Origin of the sequence: Stenomitos frigidus ULC18 (assembly GCF_003003795.1) — a bacterium.
Lineage (GTDB): Bacteria > Cyanobacteriota > Cyanobacteriia > Leptolyngbyales > Leptolyngbyaceae > Stenomitos > Stenomitos frigidus_A.
Window position 1 is genome coordinate 23,392 of sequence record NZ_PVWK01000097.1, and the last position, 15,164, is coordinate 38,555.

The following is a 15,164-nucleotide window of genomic DNA, read 5'->3' on the forward strand; positions in this document are numbered from 1 at the left end:
AAGAATTTGTGCAATCATCATGTAACTCCAGGCTCCTCGCCGTCCGGTGTAATTGCCATCAGACGTGGGGCGGTGAATGGAAATGGCCCGATGGGTACGCCGTTTTGTCGAGTTGATTTTAGGAAAAAGGTTTGGCTGTTCTCAGAGCCCGGTTTTGCCACTCTGATTTAATGCAGCATCTGGTTGGTGCGCTCACGCATGTCTATCTGAATCACAGTTTAGAGGTATCGTTCCCATGTCCATTCGTCTCTATGTCGGTAATTTGCCTGAAGACCTGAGTCGCCAAGAATTAGAGGCTATTTTCACTGACGAAGGTGATTCGATCTCAATCAAAATTATTACTGATCGTAAAACAAATAAGTGCCGTGGTTTTGGGTTTGTCACTGTTAAGAGTGAAGAACAAGCGGATGAAATCATTGAGAAATTCAATGGCTATCAGCTTAAAGAGAATGCTCTGAAAGTAGAACGGGCACAGCCACGAGCCAAGGATAAAGCCGACGAAGATTCGCCTACTACCAGTGCCCCTGTACCTGCTGGAAGCACCTCTGGCGGCGCACGCCGTAAAGGTGCTAGCAACAACAGTGGTGGCAACAATAAGTCGCGCCGTACAGGTGGGACTCAAACTGACTCTGATAGCGTGCAGCCAGACCCTCGCTGGGCACAAGAGTTGGAAAAGCTGAAGCAACTATTGGCTGCTCAAACCACAAATACTTAAGTTGTGGTGACGCGCTTAACATCAAGATCAAAACAAACCTTGAGGCGAAGTGTTTGAATGAAGGTCTGCGGCAGTCCGCAAACGGGTTCATTTAAGCAATTCGCCTCTTCTGTTTTTCATCAGGACGCCCAATGTTGCATGGTTCCCAAAGCCCAACCCACGACGGTCAGGCACAGTGGCGCATTGACATCCTGCGATCGCGGTTTAATCAAGCCAGAGAAACCTGCAACCAGTCTTGCAAGTGAGAGCGCACTGTTTGGGAAAATTCTGAGCGTTGGTTAAACTTGTCAGTCCGAACCGGTTTGCGCTCTGCATCAAGCATCCAACCGTAATCGCTACTTAAGCGCAAATTACCCTGCCAATCAGCGATCGATAGAATGAGCTGATCAGCAGGGCTATTGTCAACCTCTTTCACTCGAAACACGTAATTATAAGTATTCTGGTTGGCAGCCGCAACGGTTGAAGGCTGACCAAATTCTTGTTTGAGTCGCTTTTCTACCTGCTGTGCTAAGCCTTCTGTTGGTAAGTCATCTAGAGTTCGCACTGCCAGCGTGAGGGCAAAATAGAACTCTTCCACGGGAACAAATTCAAGCTGCATGGGATTTATGTTCTGTCTCGCTCTGAGTGATCGTGTCTGTGGCTACTTGCGGCAGTATGACCGTAAGATGAGCCATTACACAGATTATCAGTGTCTAGTAGGCAGAACTAGGGGGGAGCCGCTATTAGTCTTGCGACGCTTGAAGGACTAGGGGACGGAAGCAAAAACAGCCTCTACAGAGCGGCTTTCCATGCATTAAACCATTCTATAAAGGCTGAATATTTTTGAACTACGCGTCTGACTTAACCCAGTGCGTAAGCCGATTGCAATGCCCAAACGATCAGCGCAGAAATGCTTCCTAAGACAATAACAGCAGAAATGGCGATCGATTTTGGATTATCAGCGCCGTCGAACTTCATGATGCCGCGATTCAGGTCTGACATGGGGTTACACCTTCCTTGATTTCAGTACTAAAGCAGAAGCAATACAGAATGAAGGCGATAACGCCAGCTAATGCTTCGGTGAAGGCATTGGCACCCTCAAATTTTAGCCACAATCGCAGTAATGACAACGTATTCTTAAGGGTTTGATTAGAAAAACCAAACTGTTAAAAAAAATCTTCGCAGTTGAATACACAAAAATGACTGCTTTAAAAGTTTCTGTCATTTCTACAGCAGTCTGTAATTATTCGCAATATTTTTTAAGGCTTCACCTGTTCCCATCTTGGGAGCGCGATCGCTCAGTAATTTCGCGAATAAGGCAAAAAAGTTCGGTTTGAGGTTCAGTGATTGCGACGGTGGTGTCTGCAAACTCGCTGCTTATCCTGGAAACGGAAGCCAAAACCAAATCAAACCATCCTACGGGAGAGGTGAGGCGTACCAAGTTACATCTATCCGTTAAAGGTAAAAATCATGGCTGTTGAAAAAGTAAATTCCTCCTCTAGCTTGGCTGAAGTGGTCGATCGCATTTTGGACAAAGGGATTGTCATTGATGCTTGGGTTCGCGTGTCTTTAGTGGGTATCGAACTGCTGTCGATCGAAGCTCGTATTGTGATCGCATCTGTCGAAACCTACTTGAAGTATGCCGAAGCAGTTGGTTTAACCGCTCAAGCTGCTGTTCCTGCTGCTTAGTTGACTCAACCTTTTGCTAACATTGCTTGCTAACTCAGCAACCAACGCTCCAGCACGATCCCAGCACATTGCAAAAGGTTTATTGGATGCTGGGGAACCCTTTCGGTTTCCCAGCTTAATTGTTAGTCAATCATTCCCTTGCATGATGGGAAGGAGTTTTAACAATGTCTTTGAAGGATTCTTGGCAGCAGCAGAGACAGCAGCGCCAGCAAGAAGTAACACAACGGCAGCAGACAGTTTCTGAGTCGTTGTCAGCGACTAGGCAAACACGCCAGATCAAGGCAGTCCAACTACGCCACGAACTCAATGTCTTTCGTGAAGCGCTCGTGAGTGAAAGTACGGCACATCGCACCGAGCTACAGCAGTATTGCCAACGGCTGCATGGGGAGACACTGGCATTTCTAACGGCTGCAGGCGATCGCCGACAGGCACAGGCAACTCAACTGGCTCAGGAACTTGCAATCTTTGTGCAAGTACTGCGACAGCAAACCGCAACGTTTCTAGCAACGGCGCAGGCAGAACGAGGTGTAGCCGCACAACAGTTAGAACAAGAACTAGTGACCTTTGTTGACGATCTACGCTCCGATGTTCAGAGTTACTTAATTGAACTCGAAGCCGTCCGTCAGCAGCGAGCCATACAGTTAAGTCAAGCACTGATTCAGAGTCGAGCCAAGCGCGAAGCCGAGACGCAAGCACTATTTCAGCGTTTGGCTGTCTTTCGGACAGAGTTGCGACGGTTTTCTCAAGACCTGCACAGCACCGTTTGGGGGGGCAATGATGCGCCTAGCGCCGAAACGCCTGTTGCTTCTCAGAATGGTACGAAGCCTATTGGTCGCGTTTCTGTATTGCCAAATGGCACAGTAGCTGTCACAACAACGGTGGGAGCCTTCCAGCACGGCAGCTCAGTAGCAGTCGTCCCACCTGTCAAAGCAGTGAAAGCATCGCCGCACGACACGATCGCTCACGAAAAGAATGTGTATGGACACATTCATCAAGCTCAGGGAGCACGGCTGACAGAGATTGAATCAACACTTGGTCTTACCCGTTTTCAAGCGGTTGATGCGCTACGATCGCTGATCAAAAAAGGGTTAATCACCCAGCGCGATCGTATCTACTTGTGTCAAACGCACCTTGCCCATACATAAAAGGGTGTAGGGAGTGGGGCGTAGGGTGTAGTGGACAAAGAACAGACGGTAACGATTGTGCTCCGCTCTTCGATCTCCCACTCTTCATTCCTGACACCCGACACCCTCACACCTTCCCCCATTGAGAGGTTTAACTGTGACGACTGTCCTTCGAGCTAGCCCCCGCCGTTTTGTTAGCACGCCTGCCATTGAACGAGTGGCAAATCGTGCCCTCCGCTATTTACAATCTGGTTATTCTGTTCATTTGCGCGGACCTGCTGGTACAGGCAAGACCACGCTAGCACTGCATTTGGCAGATATGCTGGCTCGTCCCCTGATGCTGATTTTTGGTGACGATGAGTTCAAAACCTCTGACCTCATTGGCAACCAGTCAGGCTACACGCGCAAGCGAGTGGTCGATAACTATATCCACAGCGTCGTCAAAGTTGAGGACGAACTGCGGCAAAACTGGGCTGATTCTCGCCTTACACTTGCCTGTCGCGACGGCTTTACGCTGGTGTATGACGAATTCAACCGATCGCGCCCAGAGGTCAACAACGTTCTCCTATCGGCGCTGGAAGAAAAGCTGCTGGTGCTACCACCCAGTAACAGCCGTAGCGAGTATGTTCGCGTGAGTCCCCATTTCCGCGCTATTTTTACCTCTAACCCAGAAGAATATTGCGGTGTACATGCAACGCAAGATGCACTGATGGATCGTCTGGTCACGATTAACATACCTGAACCAGATGAACTGACGCAGCAAGAAATTTTGGTGCAAAAAACAGAGATTGATCGCGCGAGTGCTTTACTCATCGTGCGACTCGTCAAAGAATTTCGGGTAAGAACGGGGAACGAAAAGTCTTCTGGTTTGCGTTCTTGCTTAATGCTAGGGAAGGTTTGCCATGACCATGAGATTCTCGCAACGCCCGGAAACGCTGATTTCCGTGATCTTTGCTTTGATATATTGCTCTCCCGATCAAGCCTGCCCGTAGCAGAAACAACCAAAATCTTGTGGGAGTTGCTCAATGAAGCGATCAGTCTTGGCTTGTTTGAAGCAGCACTGAACGAGTCAGAGCCAAGTCAAGCAGCCTGCGTTATGGCTATGGTAAGTGCCGATGTGGCAAAACCCGAAGCCACGATCGCGCAAGCAGAAGCAATCACTGAAGCGCTGGTAGCACTGGTAGAGGAAGTCGCATTGGCTGAAGAAGTCGCATTGGCTGAAGAAGTCGCACTGGCTGAAGAAGTCGCACTGGCTGAGGAAGTCGCACTGGCTGAGGAAGTGATTGCGCCGATCCCGCAAGCAGAGGCGATCACTCAGGCGTTGGCAGCACTGGCAGAGGATGTGGCACTGGTAGAAACGGTAGTTGCGCCGCTTACTCTAACCACAGAAATCGCTCTACCCACAGCCTCAATGTCGCCACTTTCTGTAGATGCGGTCATGCAAGAGGAGGTGACCTCTTATGAGCAGGCAATCATCGCTTACCTCAAGCAAGTGAATGGGGCGCGGCTGTCTCAAATTGAGCACGCTTTAGAACTTGATCGGTTTCGTACCGTTGACATTTTGCGCTTCCTCCAAGACAAGGGCAGCGTGATGCTGCGCGATCGGCTTTATCTTTGCACGGAGGGTTAAACGATGACTGCTGCTATTCCTACGAAAAGCTATCCTACTACGCCTCTCTCTACCAAAGACTCGGCGCGATCGATTACGACCTCTACCTCAGGCTCATCGCTGGCAGACGTTTTGGAGCGTGTGTTAGACAAAGGCATTGTCATCGCTGGCGATATTTCCGTTTCCGTTGCCACCACTGAACTCCTGAATATCCGCATCCGTTTACTCATTGCGTCGGTTGATAAAGCGAAGGAAATGGGCATCAACTGGTGGGAAAACAATCCCCACTTCAGCACCCAATCTCAAGGGTTGATCGAAGCAAATCATCAGTTGCTACAACGGGTAGAAAGTCTGGAAACTGAGCTGAAAACGCTGCGGCTAAACGCTGCTGAGGGATGAGGGATGAGGGATGAAAGGCTAAAGGCTAAACCCTCTTCACACCTCTCACTTCACACCTCACACCTTTCTTGGAATTCAAAACTCAAAACTCAAAACTCAAATCTGCCACAACTCAAAACTCTCCCAAGGCATCGTTGATCGAAAAATCAACGAAGATAGAGACAGGCAACATACCTGGCAAACCGAGTGACTGCTTCTGATCTTCCGATTCAAGCTCTTTCAGTTTCACCAAAAGCCAGTAAAGATGCTGGCTTGGCACCGCTTTTGCTTACGGTCGTTGAGCTGGTGCGCCAACTGATGGAGGCACAGGTGATCCGACGCATGGAAACAGGTGAATTGAGTGATGATGACCTCGATCGCGCTGCTGAAAGCCTCCGCAAACTCGAAGAACAGGTGGTCGAGATTTGCAACATTTTTGAAATCGACCCTGCTGATCTAAATGTTGATCTGGGTGAAATTGGCACCTTGCTGCCGAAAGCAGGCGGCTACTATCCCGGTGAAAATTCTGCCAGCCCAACGATTTTGGAACTCCTCGATCGCCTCTTAAATAAAGGGATTGTGCTACAAGGCAACGTCGAGTTAGGGTTGGCAAACATTGACCTGATTCACGCCAAACTGCAATTAGTACTCACAGCAAAACCAATTTAAACGGTTGAGCGTTAGAGCGCACGCTGGGAAGGGGCACTATAAAGGTGGACGCTGATCGAACGCAACGCGATCGCATTAGCAAACTCGTCTCATCCCCCACCTCCACCCGTTGCCCCTTATGACAGACAGATTTTACCTTTACGGCATTTTTCCTGCTCCTGGACCTCAAGCGTTGCACCTTGAAGGCTTAGATAAGCAACCTGTACACACGCAGGTAATTGACGGTTTTACCTTTCTATACTCCGAAGCGCAGCAGGAGCACTACCTGGCAAGTCGGCGTAATCTGTTAGGGCACGAAAAAGTTTTGGAGCAGGCAATGGAAGTGGGCTACCGGACGCTCTTACCACTACAGTTTGGGCTGGTGATAGAAAATTGGGAGACTGTGACTCAGCAGCTGATCACCCCCTACAATCAAGGTCTGGAAAAATTGTTCACCAAACTCGACGGGCAGCGCGAAGTTGGAGTGAAAGTCTTCTGGGAAGCCGATCGCGAACTGCTAATGCTACTGGAAGAAAACCAGAGCCTCAAGGAAAAGCGAGACAGTCTGGAAGGACGCACCCTGGGGATGGATGAAGTGGTCGCGATTGGACAGGCGATCGAACGTGCTCTGGAAAGCCGCAAGCAAGCCATCATTCAAACTTTTCGCGACACTCTTAATGCACTGTCGGGCGATCGCGTTGAGAACGATACACTCACTGAAGCCATGATTTACAACGCGGCTTATCTCATCCCCTGGCAAGCAGAACCCGACTTCAGTGCCTACGTAGAGGCCCTCGATCATCAGTTCGACGGTCGGCTGAAGATTCGCTACAACAACTTCACCGCACCGTTTAACTTTGCTCAACTTGATCGGCTGGATTAGTGGTTAGTGGTCACTGGGTAGAAGAAAGCTGACGGGTCACTGCTAATCGCTGACCGCCCAATCAACTCAAAACTCTCTAGCTTGTCGGCGCGTAAAGCCTTCGGCATACAAGAAACACAAAGTGGCTCCTTCGGAGCTAGCGCTACTCAAAACTCAACTTTTATCCTTCATCCTTTAGCCTTTCATCCCCCATCCCCATGCTCTTCAAACTCCTCTTCGCCCCCGTCACTGGTCTCGGTTGGATTGCTGAGCAAATCCAACAACGCGCTGACACCGAGCTTGATGCTACAGAAAATCTTAGCAAGCGACTTTTAGCACTCCAACTTGCGTTTGATATGGGTGACATTCCTGAAAACGAGTTTGAAGTCCAAGAAGAAGAGCTGTTGGTGGCAATTCAGGCGCTGGAAGATCGTAAACGTGCCGAAGCGGCCTTAGAAGCAGTCGCTGAAATGGACTAGCTCACTGGTTTTAACCTGAAGGAACTATCAGTGTGAGCAAGGTCGGATAGGATAGTGTCATTATGATGGCGCTCAAGCCTCTGTCAAACGGTTGGCTCAGGACAGATTAACACTATGTTTTCTCAAAGCTATTATCTCATCCGATCGAGAGCCGATGGCAGCTATTTAGTGGCGCATCCTCATGGGGATGAAAAAGCAAAGGACGAACAGCGCTCTAGCCCCAGCTTTTTGCTCTTATTTCGCGAGCATTTTGACGCTTTAAGTTACCTCAATACTCATGCTTCAGGCATGGCCGATCGCTTCACGGTAGAATCAATCCCTGGTACACAGATCGACAACTTGCTGAAACGATGGAGTTTTACAGGCGTTGGGGTTGTTCAAGATCCTCTGATCCCAAGAATTGAATTTCTCTCAAAATAAGCGAGTGCTTCATTTTGGCAGCACCAGCAAAAAATCAACTGGGAAAACATTTGCCAAAGGCTTGCAGGAGTTTTGGCGACCCGTTGATGCGAATCTTGCGTTGTAGTAAGGCCCAGATCAGGTTGTATTCTTTCGCCAGAAAGCGTAACCAGGTTTCACTGTCTGCCGTAATTTTGAGATTAGCGGTACCGTTGTGACCATCCTCTATCTGAACCGTCTGATCCTGAATCGTCACGGTTACTTTGCGGCGTTCTGACCCCGTAAAAGTGAACTGATAGGTGGCATTCAATCCTTTGGCCTGTTCGCGTTGAAAGAGCAACGGCAAGCCAAACAAAAAGCCCTGAAGTGATCGTGGATGAATGCCACTACTCACCCGCCTCACCGTTTTATGGGGAAAGTATTTCGTCACATAGGTTTCCGCATCCGACCCTGGCACGACATAAATTGGTTCTAGTTTTTCTCGCAACGGCTTAACTACTGTCTGCACAAACTCTTTGCGATTGGCCAAAAATGGACCAATGACATCCTCCCCCGCAGGACAAGCAGCCATGCAGTACGCCGCTTTATAATTTGCCTTGAAGGACAAGCTTTGCCACATCGAAGCAGACTCGGAATCGTTTACCTTGCGGCGATAAGCCAGCGCCTCATTGCTATCGGCGATCGCTTCTGCCCAATCGGTAAAGCCACTCATAAACTCACGGTAGTTGTGGGTATAGCAGGCAGAAAAGTTAAAGTGCCCATCGGGTGCAATGGCGCCTACAGGACAGGCAGAAACACATAAACGGCATTCCAGACAAGGATTGTAGTCGATCGGATACGTATACTCCGTCACAACTGCGTCCACTAACACGGTTCCTAACAAGATGAAATTACCAAACTTGGGATGAATCACATTGCGATGAATGCCCATGTGCCCCAGCCCAGCGGCTACAGCGATCGGTTTATGCGATACCACCCAGGTTTTGCCCGGAAAGCGATCCATCTCCATCGGAAAGCCAGCAGCAGGGTTTAAGGCTCTCACACCAATGTCATCCAACCGTTGGACGATCGCTCGTGCCGTCTCATTTGTGTCATCATTGGCGGCATGAAACTCGAGATTGGCGATGGAACGTGCTGGCGCACGAACATTTTCTCGGTTCATGCGACAAACAAAACTAAGCAATGTTTTCGTCGATGGGAACGCTCCCACAATGTCCGTATACTGATCGGCGATCGTCGGTCGGTCAAGCTCTACAAAGCCCACATCATCAGCACCTGCATCCAGGCAAAGCTGACGGAGTGCATCGACATTCAGTGGCATCGTCTTCACGGTACGATCGCTCACAGCCGCCTGCTCACGCCACCATTTCACGGTCGGATGGTCATCAAATTTCGGCATGAAGTCCTCCTGCATGGGAAACTGTATGGATCGACATCTTTAAGGGAACCATTAAGACGGGTTGATCGCGGTCAAATCCGCCAGTAGCGACAGTAACGTTTGTGACTTCTGTTGCCCAAACTGCTGCTGCACATTGCTTTGGGCTTGTTCCCACAGGGGGAAGGCTTGCATCATGATCTCATGCCCCTTGGGTGTCAGTGATGCCAAGCGGACGCGGCGATCGGCACCAGGCTCGATCGCGACCAACCCCCGTTTCTCTAGCAGCTTCAGATTTCGAGTCAAGGTGGTTTGATCAACAAATAACGCTTGAGCCAACTGCGTGATGGGCACAGACTCAAACAAATGAAGCGATACCAACAGCGTAAACTGGTTGACCACCAACTCCACCGGACGCAAGGCTGCATCATACACTTGCGTGATAATGCGTGACGCTCGACGAATATGCAGCCCCATGCAGGTTACAGGAACTTGGCTCACGCCAGCATTAGCTTGAGAAACTTGCTTGTTTATCGTCATTGCCGTGCCCTATAGCCACCGACGCACCTTTGCCTGGTAACTCAAAAACTGATCGCCAAATAATGTCGTTAGTGTCCGTTCCTCTGGTGTGATTTGGAACCTATTTACATAGAGGATGAAACCGAACACGCCGACCAGTGACCACAGAGAAGACAGATAGACCGCCCACGCAACCAGTAAAAGGGCTAAGCCAACGTACATTGGGTTGCGGGAGACCCCGTAAATACCAGAGCAGACAAGAGACGACGCCTTTTCTGGATTGACCGGGTTGATGGTTGTCTTTGCCTGCCTGAAGGAAACGATACCTGACAGCGCGAAGACGGCAGCAGCGATCGCAACGACTGCCGCTGAGACGATACGAACACTGCTGCTAGCAACCACCGGAAAAACGGTGGCAAGTGCCCACATACCCAGCCCAAAGAGGACAGCAACAAGGGGTGGGGGGATTTTGGTTTCGAGTCCGCTCATACAGTTAGCCTCCACAGTTAAGTTGGCCGTATATTATATGTATATACATATAATTGTTGGTTTTGTCAAACCAAACCATCGTTGTGCCCGACACCCACCCCAACCTCTACAACCGTTGCTCGCCCTGGAATCTATCGATTGAGATAGCGGGTGGTCATCGCAAACTCAATCGGGCTATATCGGTGAAGCCGCACCGACTCATACTCAAAACCGCTCTTGATCAAGAAGCAGCCTGGAGGTGCTGCTGAAAGAACTGCGTTAGTTCATGCCAAGCGTCTTTGGCTGCGTGCTGGTTGTAATCAGAGCGTTCGTGACAGAAAAACCCGTGTCCTGCTTCAGGGTAAACTTTCAGGCTAGGGTCTTTGCTGAGTTCTTGGAAGCGCGCCTTAATTTGTTGGATGCGATCGCCTGGAATGAATGGATCGCGTCCCCCAAAAAATAAATAGATGGGTACTGTAATGTCTTTCACAGCATCGATCCACTCATCTAGAACCATGCCATAAAAGGAAGCCACTGCTGCAATTTCATCAGAAAACTTACAAGCTGTGAAAAAGGTCAAGCCGCCACCCAGACAGAATCCTGTGACGCCGACTAGATTGGGCTTCACGTCTGGGTGCGACTTTACATACGTTAATGCGGCTTGAAGGTCGTTCTCCATTGGCTGGCCGAAATCCAGTCGCCACATTGCCGCCATTGCCTGCTCCACCGCGTCATAGCCAAATGTGTGATTCGGCAACTCGCGATAGTATAAATCTGGGGTGAGTACTACATAGCCTTCGTGAGCAATCCGAGTGGCTACAGCTCGAAGGTATGATGTTAAGCCAAATGCCTCCATCAGCAACAGGATAGCGGGTTTGCGATCGGGCGTATTGGGTATCAGAAGCACGGCAGGCATCTGTCCATCGGGTGTGGTGATCAACACTTCAGTTTGTTTGATTTGCATCTGTTCGCTCCAGAAAAACCTGTTGCTCACAGCTTACAAAGCTGGCTGGTCGGAACTCTAGAAGAAAATTGCGGCATTTTAGTCAATTCTTGCGGTCAGGCTTGCAATTGTTTGGGAGTAACACCCACCGTCCGTTTGAAGCATCGCGTCAAGTGACTTTGGTCAGAAAAACCGGTTTGCACTGCAATCGCTGCAATGCTCAGCTCACTGTGCCTTAGCAGCGATGTTGCCTTTTCAAGCCGACGTTGCAGGATGTATTGATGCGGTGTAATGCCCATCCGTTGCTTGAACAGACGGAGAAAATGATAGGGACTGAGTTGAGCGATCGCGCTCAATTCAACCAGCTTTAAATCCTGATGCAGAGAGTCATGAATGTACTCCGTTACTCGTTGCAGTCTCGCTTGAGATAAGCCATCAGCCTGATTGGATGGCTTCGGCTGCGTAGTGCAATAGTTTCGTAACAGGTGAATGGCCAAGGTTGTTTTGAGGCTGTCAATCAGCAAAGCGCCCCCGATTTGGTCGCACTCTAATTCCTCTCTTAAGGTTGAAAAGATGCCTTGAATGAGTGCGTCCGACTCATTCATAAACTGAGGCATGAGTTCAATGCGATCGGGATTCACCAAATCCTGACCTACTTGTTGGAGCAGTGCAGGCTCGATCGCCAGAATCATAAATTGAACGGAGGTCTGCCAATTACAGCGATGGGGAATCCCAGCAGGAATAATGGCAAGATCTCCCGCTCGCCGCCGTTCTCGCTCAAGTTTGCCATCCAACCACCGTTCCCCTGTTGCAGCCTGGCTGTCTTCGTTAAGATCAGGCAAACCACAGGCAATGACGTGCATTGTATGTTGATGCTCAGCAATCTCAAATTTTGGCTCCTGAAAAACCTCCAGGTGGATCGGGTGCCAATTTGAGCTTGCTAAAACAGAGGGGTTGGGCAACAGGGCATTGGCTGCGTTGGCTTGGCGGTAATCCAACTCGATCGCCTTTGAGTTCAACATTGATTTGCTACAAATTGCAGGCTCTGTCTCTAACTCATGATAAATCTTTGGGATAGACGTTTGCGATCGTCCTGATTCTGATAGAGGCACAGCTTGATTTGCTTGAGTAAACGATAGAACGATCGTCCAGCATCAAGGTAGCACAATGCTTCTCATCGGATTATTAACCCTGACTCATGTGATCCTTCCCCTGGCTTTTCTCTTTTGGCTTTGGCGAGGAAGAGAGCGCAGCAAGCTCAATTGGTGCATCAAACTACTGGTGGTAGCCTTTTATATTGTCCACATCTTCCTGAGCGGACGATGGGATAGGTTGAATTACTACCTCTGCGTTGTGTTGGCCGCTTTGTGTTGGCGGTTCTGTTTGTAGTGACTGCAATCACGTCTTCCTTGAGGTAGAGTCTTTACCCCTTTATCCACCACGATCGCTGAAAAATCATCTCAATCTAGGTGTGAACATTCTTGTAATAGAGCCACAAACTGATGGATGAGCAAGCCCAACCGTTTGGAGAGCAGAGCGTTGCAAGGAGGTGGAAACAGAGCGTGCATCGCTTGACCAGCAGGCACAATGGCACTCTCTAGCGGAGCAAGCTTTTATCAAGCGTGACCTCGATGCTTGCGTAAGACAGCTGTTTGCTCCTGCCACCAGTCACCCGGAAGGGCTGAGTTGGCAAAAACTGCTGCCTGAGTGCGATCGCGCAAATTCAATCGGCTCAAAATGCCAGTGACATGGTTTTTAACTGTGCGTTCAGCGATGTAAAGGATCTCGGCAATTTCCTTGTTATTGGCGCCAACCGCAATTAAACCCAGCACTTCCCGTTCGCGCGGGGTCAGAGTGAATGGCTTCTTGCCCCAAATCAACACCTTTCTCGATCGATTGGATGTCAACAATCTCTTCCCAAATCTCGATCTGATCGGCTCAGAACCATTTGAGCTAGACGCCTCCACGCTAGATATCCGTCGTGGTGGTGAAACAGCTCTGCCTTTACTGCTGGTTTCAACATTGGTACGGCTGTAGTGGAGGCACCGTTCAGCCAGCCAACGCGTGACCATCTGGTTTAAACAAATGACGGAGTTGGATAAACAAGGCAAAGCCAACTTCAACTCGTTCAGTTGATCGACGTGGGGACTTACGCCCCCACGCCGCCTTGAGCCCCATCTTCGAAGCTCTATGGTTCTAAGCGCTATGACGACAGCTACAACGATCGTATCCGTGCCTTATACGCTGCATTATCCAACCCAGCTCCGTTTGCCATCGAAGGGTTGATTGATTGCTTCAGTCGAGCCACACGGTCAGCCGTGGCTGGGTGGGTACTCAAAAACGTCGGTGTTGACGCTTGATTCAGCAGCTTGCTCATAAACGCTGGTGCCGCAGACTGAGCATAGCCCGCTCGTCCCAGCATATTAATGCCTGCCTGATCAGCCTCAAACTCAGCGTTGCGGCTATGAGGGCGGCTGAGTGCCAACGTAGTGGCAATGTTGACGATCGTGTTGCTGTTGACTTTAGCCAGTGTAGCAATGCCCTGCAACGTGGCTTCTTCCTTGAGCTGATTCACTAGATGCCGCCGGACAATGTGCCCCGTCTCGTGCGCAATCACGCTAGCAAGCTGAGCTTCATTGTCAGCTGTCTTCATCAGCCCGGTGGTCACGTAAACAAAACCGCCCATCGTTGCAAACGCATTGACGCTTTTGTCCTCCACAATTTGATACGTATAAGGAATTTGTGTCCGTCCGCTCTGTGCTGCTAAGCGTTGGCCAATTTGATTCACATACTGGTTCAGGTCAGCACCGCGATAAAGCCGAAATTGACGGGTAATCGTTTGATCGTTCATCTGCTTACCAATGGCCACTTCCTGTTTGTCAGAAAGGCTGGCAAGCTGAATGACCTGAACACCACTAGGAATGATGCGGATGATGTCGCCTAATGAAATGGCTTGTCCAAGCAGCGGTTGACCAACCCACACACCGACTGCAATGGCAACCGATAGCAGGGGGTAGACCCAACGGCGAGAGCGGCGCAAGAACGATGTCGATAGCTTCAGCATGGCTAATGGTGAGAGGAGAAAGGGGGAGAGAACGAAACGGGTTGGCGGTGCTTCAAGGCGGTTGTTCTTTCTGTCAGAGCGTTACAGATAGCGCTTCTAAGGACAATAAACCACAGAGTGGGATCATGGAGGGTAAAATCGATCGCCAAGATGCTTGAAGCATTCCCAGGCTGGTCATTTGGCTGGTCGTTTGGCAATGAGTGAGACATCGATCGCACAAAAGTAAACGATCGGGAACTGGCTGCTACGGTAGAAAGGATCAATGCTGAAACTAAAACAGTAGGCTGTTAGGCAACCATAGGGATCAGGCGATCGTGAACTTTATGACCCCTAAGAATCTGTTTTTGTTCCGCAGATGGTTAGCAGACAACGGCTTGAGGCGCTAGAGTGAAAGGTATGGGCGATAACAGTACTAGCTATAAAATTGTCAGCGACAACCGCCAGGCTCGCTACCTTTACGAAATTCTGGAGACCTACGAAGCCGGCATTGAGCTGATGGGTACGGAGGTCAAATCCATTCGTGCGGGCAAAGTGAACCTGCGAGACGGCTTTGCACTCATCCGCAATGGCGAAGTGATGCTGCTGAATGTGCAAATTTCACCCCATCAGACGACTAGCCAGACCTTCAACCACGAACCCACCCGTACCCGCAAGCTTCTGCTGCACCGAGAAGAGATCCGCAAGCTCATCGGCAAAGTGGAACAGCAGGGACTAACGCTGGTGCCGCTCAAAATGTATATGAAGCGCGGCTGGGTCAAGGTTGATCTGGCCTTGGTGCGGGGTAAGAAGCTGCACGATAAGCGCGAAGACATTAAGAAACGCGAGGATCAACGCAGTATGCAGCGTGCAATGAAGAATTTTTAGAGGATCATCTGCCTTACAGCCGTTTGCAAAGGGGTCAGCCACAGTGCGT

At 49.8% G+C, this 15,164-nt stretch carries 20 protein-coding genes; 11 read left to right on the top strand and 9 right to left on the bottom strand.

The genetic code is table 11. The annotated features are described in order from the left end of the window. The first annotated feature begins 235 nt into the window (after nucleotides 1-235). A complete protein-coding gene (locus C7B82_RS16925; protein ID WP_106257459.1) occupies nucleotides 236-715 on the top strand; it encodes an RNA recognition motif domain-containing protein in 480 nt (159 codons plus the stop codon). 208 nt (nucleotides 716-923) lie between these two features. Here the strand turns inward: C7B82_RS16925 and C7B82_RS16930 are convergent, their stop codons facing one another. Both C7B82_RS16930 and C7B82_RS32435 read right to left on the bottom strand, forming a co-directional pair. After that, nucleotides 924-1,313, bottom strand: coding sequence for a hypothetical protein (locus C7B82_RS16930; RefSeq protein ID WP_106257460.1), 390 nt, complete (start codon nucleotides 1,311-1,313; stop codon nucleotides 924-926). 242 nt (nucleotides 1,314-1,555) lie between these two features. After that, nucleotides 1,556-1,696 carry a hypothetical protein gene (locus C7B82_RS32435; RefSeq protein ID WP_181357539.1) on the bottom strand — a complete coding sequence of 47 codons (141 nt, stop codon included), beginning with the start codon at nucleotides 1,694-1,696 and terminating at the stop codon, nucleotides 1,556-1,558. A gap of 468 nt (nucleotides 1,697-2,164) precedes the next feature. Here C7B82_RS32435 and gvpA point away from each other — a divergent pair, with 468 nt between their 5' ends. The 8 genes from gvpA (at nucleotide 2,165) to C7B82_RS16970 (ending at nucleotide 7,903) form a co-directional block, all read left to right on the top strand. Continuing rightward, nucleotides 2,165-2,383 (top strand): gas vesicle structural protein GvpA, encoded by a 219-nt coding sequence (gene gvpA / locus C7B82_RS16935; protein WP_106257461.1) that lies wholly within the window; start codon nucleotides 2,165-2,167, stop codon nucleotides 2,381-2,383. 164 nt (nucleotides 2,384-2,547) lie between these two features. Then, nucleotides 2,548-3,528 carry a hypothetical protein gene (locus tag C7B82_RS16940; RefSeq protein ID WP_106257462.1) on the top strand — a complete coding sequence of 327 codons (981 nt, stop codon included), beginning with the start codon at nucleotides 2,548-2,550 and terminating at the stop codon, nucleotides 3,526-3,528. A gap of 136 nt (nucleotides 3,529-3,664) precedes the next feature. Continuing rightward, nucleotides 3,665-5,137 carry a gas vesicle protein GvpN gene (gvpN, locus tag C7B82_RS16945; RefSeq protein ID WP_106257463.1) on the top strand — a complete coding sequence of 491 codons (1,473 nt, stop codon included), beginning with the start codon at nucleotides 3,665-3,667 and terminating at the stop codon, nucleotides 5,135-5,137. 3 nt (nucleotides 5,138-5,140) lie between these two features. Beyond that, nucleotides 5,141-5,515, top strand: coding sequence for a gas vesicle protein (locus C7B82_RS16950; RefSeq protein ID WP_106257464.1), 375 nt, complete (start codon nucleotides 5,141-5,143; stop codon nucleotides 5,513-5,515). Nucleotides 5,516-5,701: 186 nt separating this feature from the next. Then, nucleotides 5,702-6,163, top strand: coding sequence for a gas vesicle protein K (locus C7B82_RS16955; protein WP_219904542.1), 462 nt, complete (start codon nucleotides 5,702-5,704; stop codon nucleotides 6,161-6,163). 118 nt (nucleotides 6,164-6,281) lie between these two features. After that, nucleotides 6,282-7,025, top strand: coding sequence for a gas vesicle protein GvpF (gene gvpF / locus C7B82_RS16960; RefSeq protein WP_106257465.1), 744 nt, complete (start codon nucleotides 6,282-6,284; stop codon nucleotides 7,023-7,025). Between the two features lie 197 nt (nucleotides 7,026-7,222). Further along, the gene (locus tag C7B82_RS16965; RefSeq protein ID WP_106257466.1) at nucleotides 7,223-7,483 is read left to right on the top strand and encodes a gas vesicle protein GvpG; all 261 of its coding nucleotides are present in this window, start codon (nucleotides 7,223-7,225) and stop codon (nucleotides 7,481-7,483) included. 114 nt (nucleotides 7,484-7,597) lie between these two features. Continuing rightward, complete coding sequence (locus tag C7B82_RS16970; RefSeq protein WP_106257467.1) at nucleotides 7,598-7,903, top strand: hypothetical protein; 306 nt, start codon at nucleotides 7,598-7,600, stop codon at nucleotides 7,901-7,903. Nucleotides 7,904-7,937: 34 nt separating this feature from the next. On the opposite strand, the gene C7B82_RS16975 is transcribed toward C7B82_RS16970, so the two are convergent. From C7B82_RS16975 to C7B82_RS33815, 6 genes are all read right to left on the bottom strand, one after another. After that, nucleotides 7,938-9,281, bottom strand: a complete 1,344-nt coding sequence (locus C7B82_RS16975) for an SCP2 sterol-binding domain-containing protein (RefSeq protein ID WP_106257553.1) — start codon at nucleotides 9,279-9,281, stop codon at nucleotides 7,938-7,940. A 51-nt stretch (nucleotides 9,282-9,332) separates the two neighbouring features. Beyond that, the gene (locus C7B82_RS16980) at nucleotides 9,333-9,797 is read right to left on the bottom strand and encodes a MarR family winged helix-turn-helix transcriptional regulator (protein WP_106257468.1); all 465 of its coding nucleotides are present in this window, start codon (nucleotides 9,795-9,797) and stop codon (nucleotides 9,333-9,335) included. A 9-nt stretch (nucleotides 9,798-9,806) separates the two neighbouring features. Next, the gene (locus tag C7B82_RS16985; RefSeq protein WP_106257469.1) at nucleotides 9,807-10,265 is read right to left on the bottom strand and encodes a methyltransferase family protein; all 459 of its coding nucleotides are present in this window, start codon (nucleotides 10,263-10,265) and stop codon (nucleotides 9,807-9,809) included. 220 nt (nucleotides 10,266-10,485) lie between these two features. Beyond that, nucleotides 10,486-11,208 carry a dienelactone hydrolase family protein gene (locus tag C7B82_RS16990; RefSeq protein ID WP_106257470.1) on the bottom strand — a complete coding sequence of 241 codons (723 nt, stop codon included), beginning with the start codon at nucleotides 11,206-11,208 and terminating at the stop codon, nucleotides 10,486-10,488. Between the two features lie 95 nt (nucleotides 11,209-11,303). After that, the gene (locus C7B82_RS16995; RefSeq protein ID WP_106257471.1) at nucleotides 11,304-12,209 is read right to left on the bottom strand and encodes an AraC family transcriptional regulator; all 906 of its coding nucleotides are present in this window, start codon (nucleotides 12,207-12,209) and stop codon (nucleotides 11,304-11,306) included. Nucleotides 12,210-12,803: 594 nt separating this feature from the next. Beyond that, nucleotides 12,804-13,070 (bottom strand): response regulator transcription factor, encoded by a 267-nt coding sequence (locus tag C7B82_RS33815; RefSeq protein ID WP_339375237.1) that lies wholly within the window; start codon nucleotides 13,068-13,070, stop codon nucleotides 12,804-12,806. On the opposite strand from C7B82_RS33815, the gene C7B82_RS33820 reads away from it, so the two are divergent. Beyond that, entirely contained in the window at nucleotides 13,054-13,224 is a 171-nt protein-coding gene (locus tag C7B82_RS33820; RefSeq protein WP_181357540.1) for a hypothetical protein, read from the top strand. The genes C7B82_RS33815 and C7B82_RS33820 overlap by 17 nt on opposite strands. A 178-nt stretch (nucleotides 13,225-13,402) precedes the next feature. Here C7B82_RS33820 and C7B82_RS17005 read toward each other — a convergent pair whose 3' ends face one another. Continuing rightward, on the bottom strand, nucleotides 13,403-14,251 hold the full coding sequence (locus C7B82_RS17005) for a M48 family metallopeptidase (RefSeq protein WP_106257472.1): 849 nt from the start codon (nucleotides 14,249-14,251) through the stop codon (nucleotides 13,403-13,405). Between the two features lie 396 nt (nucleotides 14,252-14,647). Between C7B82_RS17005 and smpB the strand changes: the two genes are divergently transcribed. Further along, entirely contained in the window at nucleotides 14,648-15,115 is a 468-nt protein-coding gene (gene smpB, locus C7B82_RS17010) for an SsrA-binding protein SmpB (protein ID WP_106257473.1), read from the top strand. The last annotated feature ends 49 nt before the right edge of the window (nucleotides 15,116-15,164 follow it).

Excerpts from the sequence above, each read along its gene's own strand:
- C7B82_RS16925 (WP_106257459.1), top strand. The coding sequence starts at position 236 with ATGTCCATTCGTCTCTATGTCGGTAATTTGCCTGAAGACCTGAGTCGC.
- C7B82_RS16930 (WP_106257460.1), bottom strand. The coding sequence starts at position 1,313 with ATGCAGCTTGAATTTGTTCCCGTGGAAGAGTTCTATTTTGCCCTCACG.
- C7B82_RS32435 (WP_181357539.1), bottom strand. The coding sequence starts at position 1,696 with ATGTCAGACCTGAATCGCGGCATCATGAAGTTCGACGGCGCTGATAAT.
- gvpA (WP_106257461.1), top strand. The coding sequence starts at position 2,165 with ATGGCTGTTGAAAAAGTAAATTCCTCCTCTAGCTTGGCTGAAGTGGTC.
- C7B82_RS16940 (WP_106257462.1), top strand. The coding sequence starts at position 2,548 with ATGTCTTTGAAGGATTCTTGGCAGCAGCAGAGACAGCAGCGCCAGCAA.
- C7B82_RS16950 (WP_106257464.1), top strand. The coding sequence starts at position 5,141 with ATGACTGCTGCTATTCCTACGAAAAGCTATCCTACTACGCCTCTCTCT.
- gvpF (WP_106257465.1), top strand. The coding sequence starts at position 6,282 with ATGACAGACAGATTTTACCTTTACGGCATTTTTCCTGCTCCTGGACCT.
- C7B82_RS16965 (WP_106257466.1), top strand. The coding sequence starts at position 7,223 with ATGCTCTTCAAACTCCTCTTCGCCCCCGTCACTGGTCTCGGTTGGATT.
- C7B82_RS16970 (WP_106257467.1), top strand. The coding sequence starts at position 7,598 with ATGTTTTCTCAAAGCTATTATCTCATCCGATCGAGAGCCGATGGCAGC.
- C7B82_RS16975 (WP_106257553.1), bottom strand. The coding sequence starts at position 9,281 with ATGCCGAAATTTGATGACCATCCGACCGTGAAATGGTGGCGTGAGCAG.
- C7B82_RS16980 (WP_106257468.1), bottom strand. The coding sequence starts at position 9,797 with ATGACGATAAACAAGCAAGTTTCTCAAGCTAATGCTGGCGTGAGCCAA.
- C7B82_RS16985 (WP_106257469.1), bottom strand. The coding sequence starts at position 10,265 with ATGAGCGGACTCGAAACCAAAATCCCCCCACCCCTTGTTGCTGTCCTC.
- C7B82_RS16990 (WP_106257470.1), bottom strand. The coding sequence starts at position 11,208 with ATGCAAATCAAACAAACTGAAGTGTTGATCACCACACCCGATGGACAG.
- C7B82_RS16995 (WP_106257471.1), bottom strand. The coding sequence starts at position 12,209 with ATGTTGAACTCAAAGGCGATCGAGTTGGATTACCGCCAAGCCAACGCA.
- C7B82_RS17005 (WP_106257472.1), bottom strand. The coding sequence starts at position 14,251 with ATGCTGAAGCTATCGACATCGTTCTTGCGCCGCTCTCGCCGTTGGGTC.
- smpB (WP_106257473.1), top strand. The coding sequence starts at position 14,648 with ATGGGCGATAACAGTACTAGCTATAAAATTGTCAGCGACAACCGCCAG.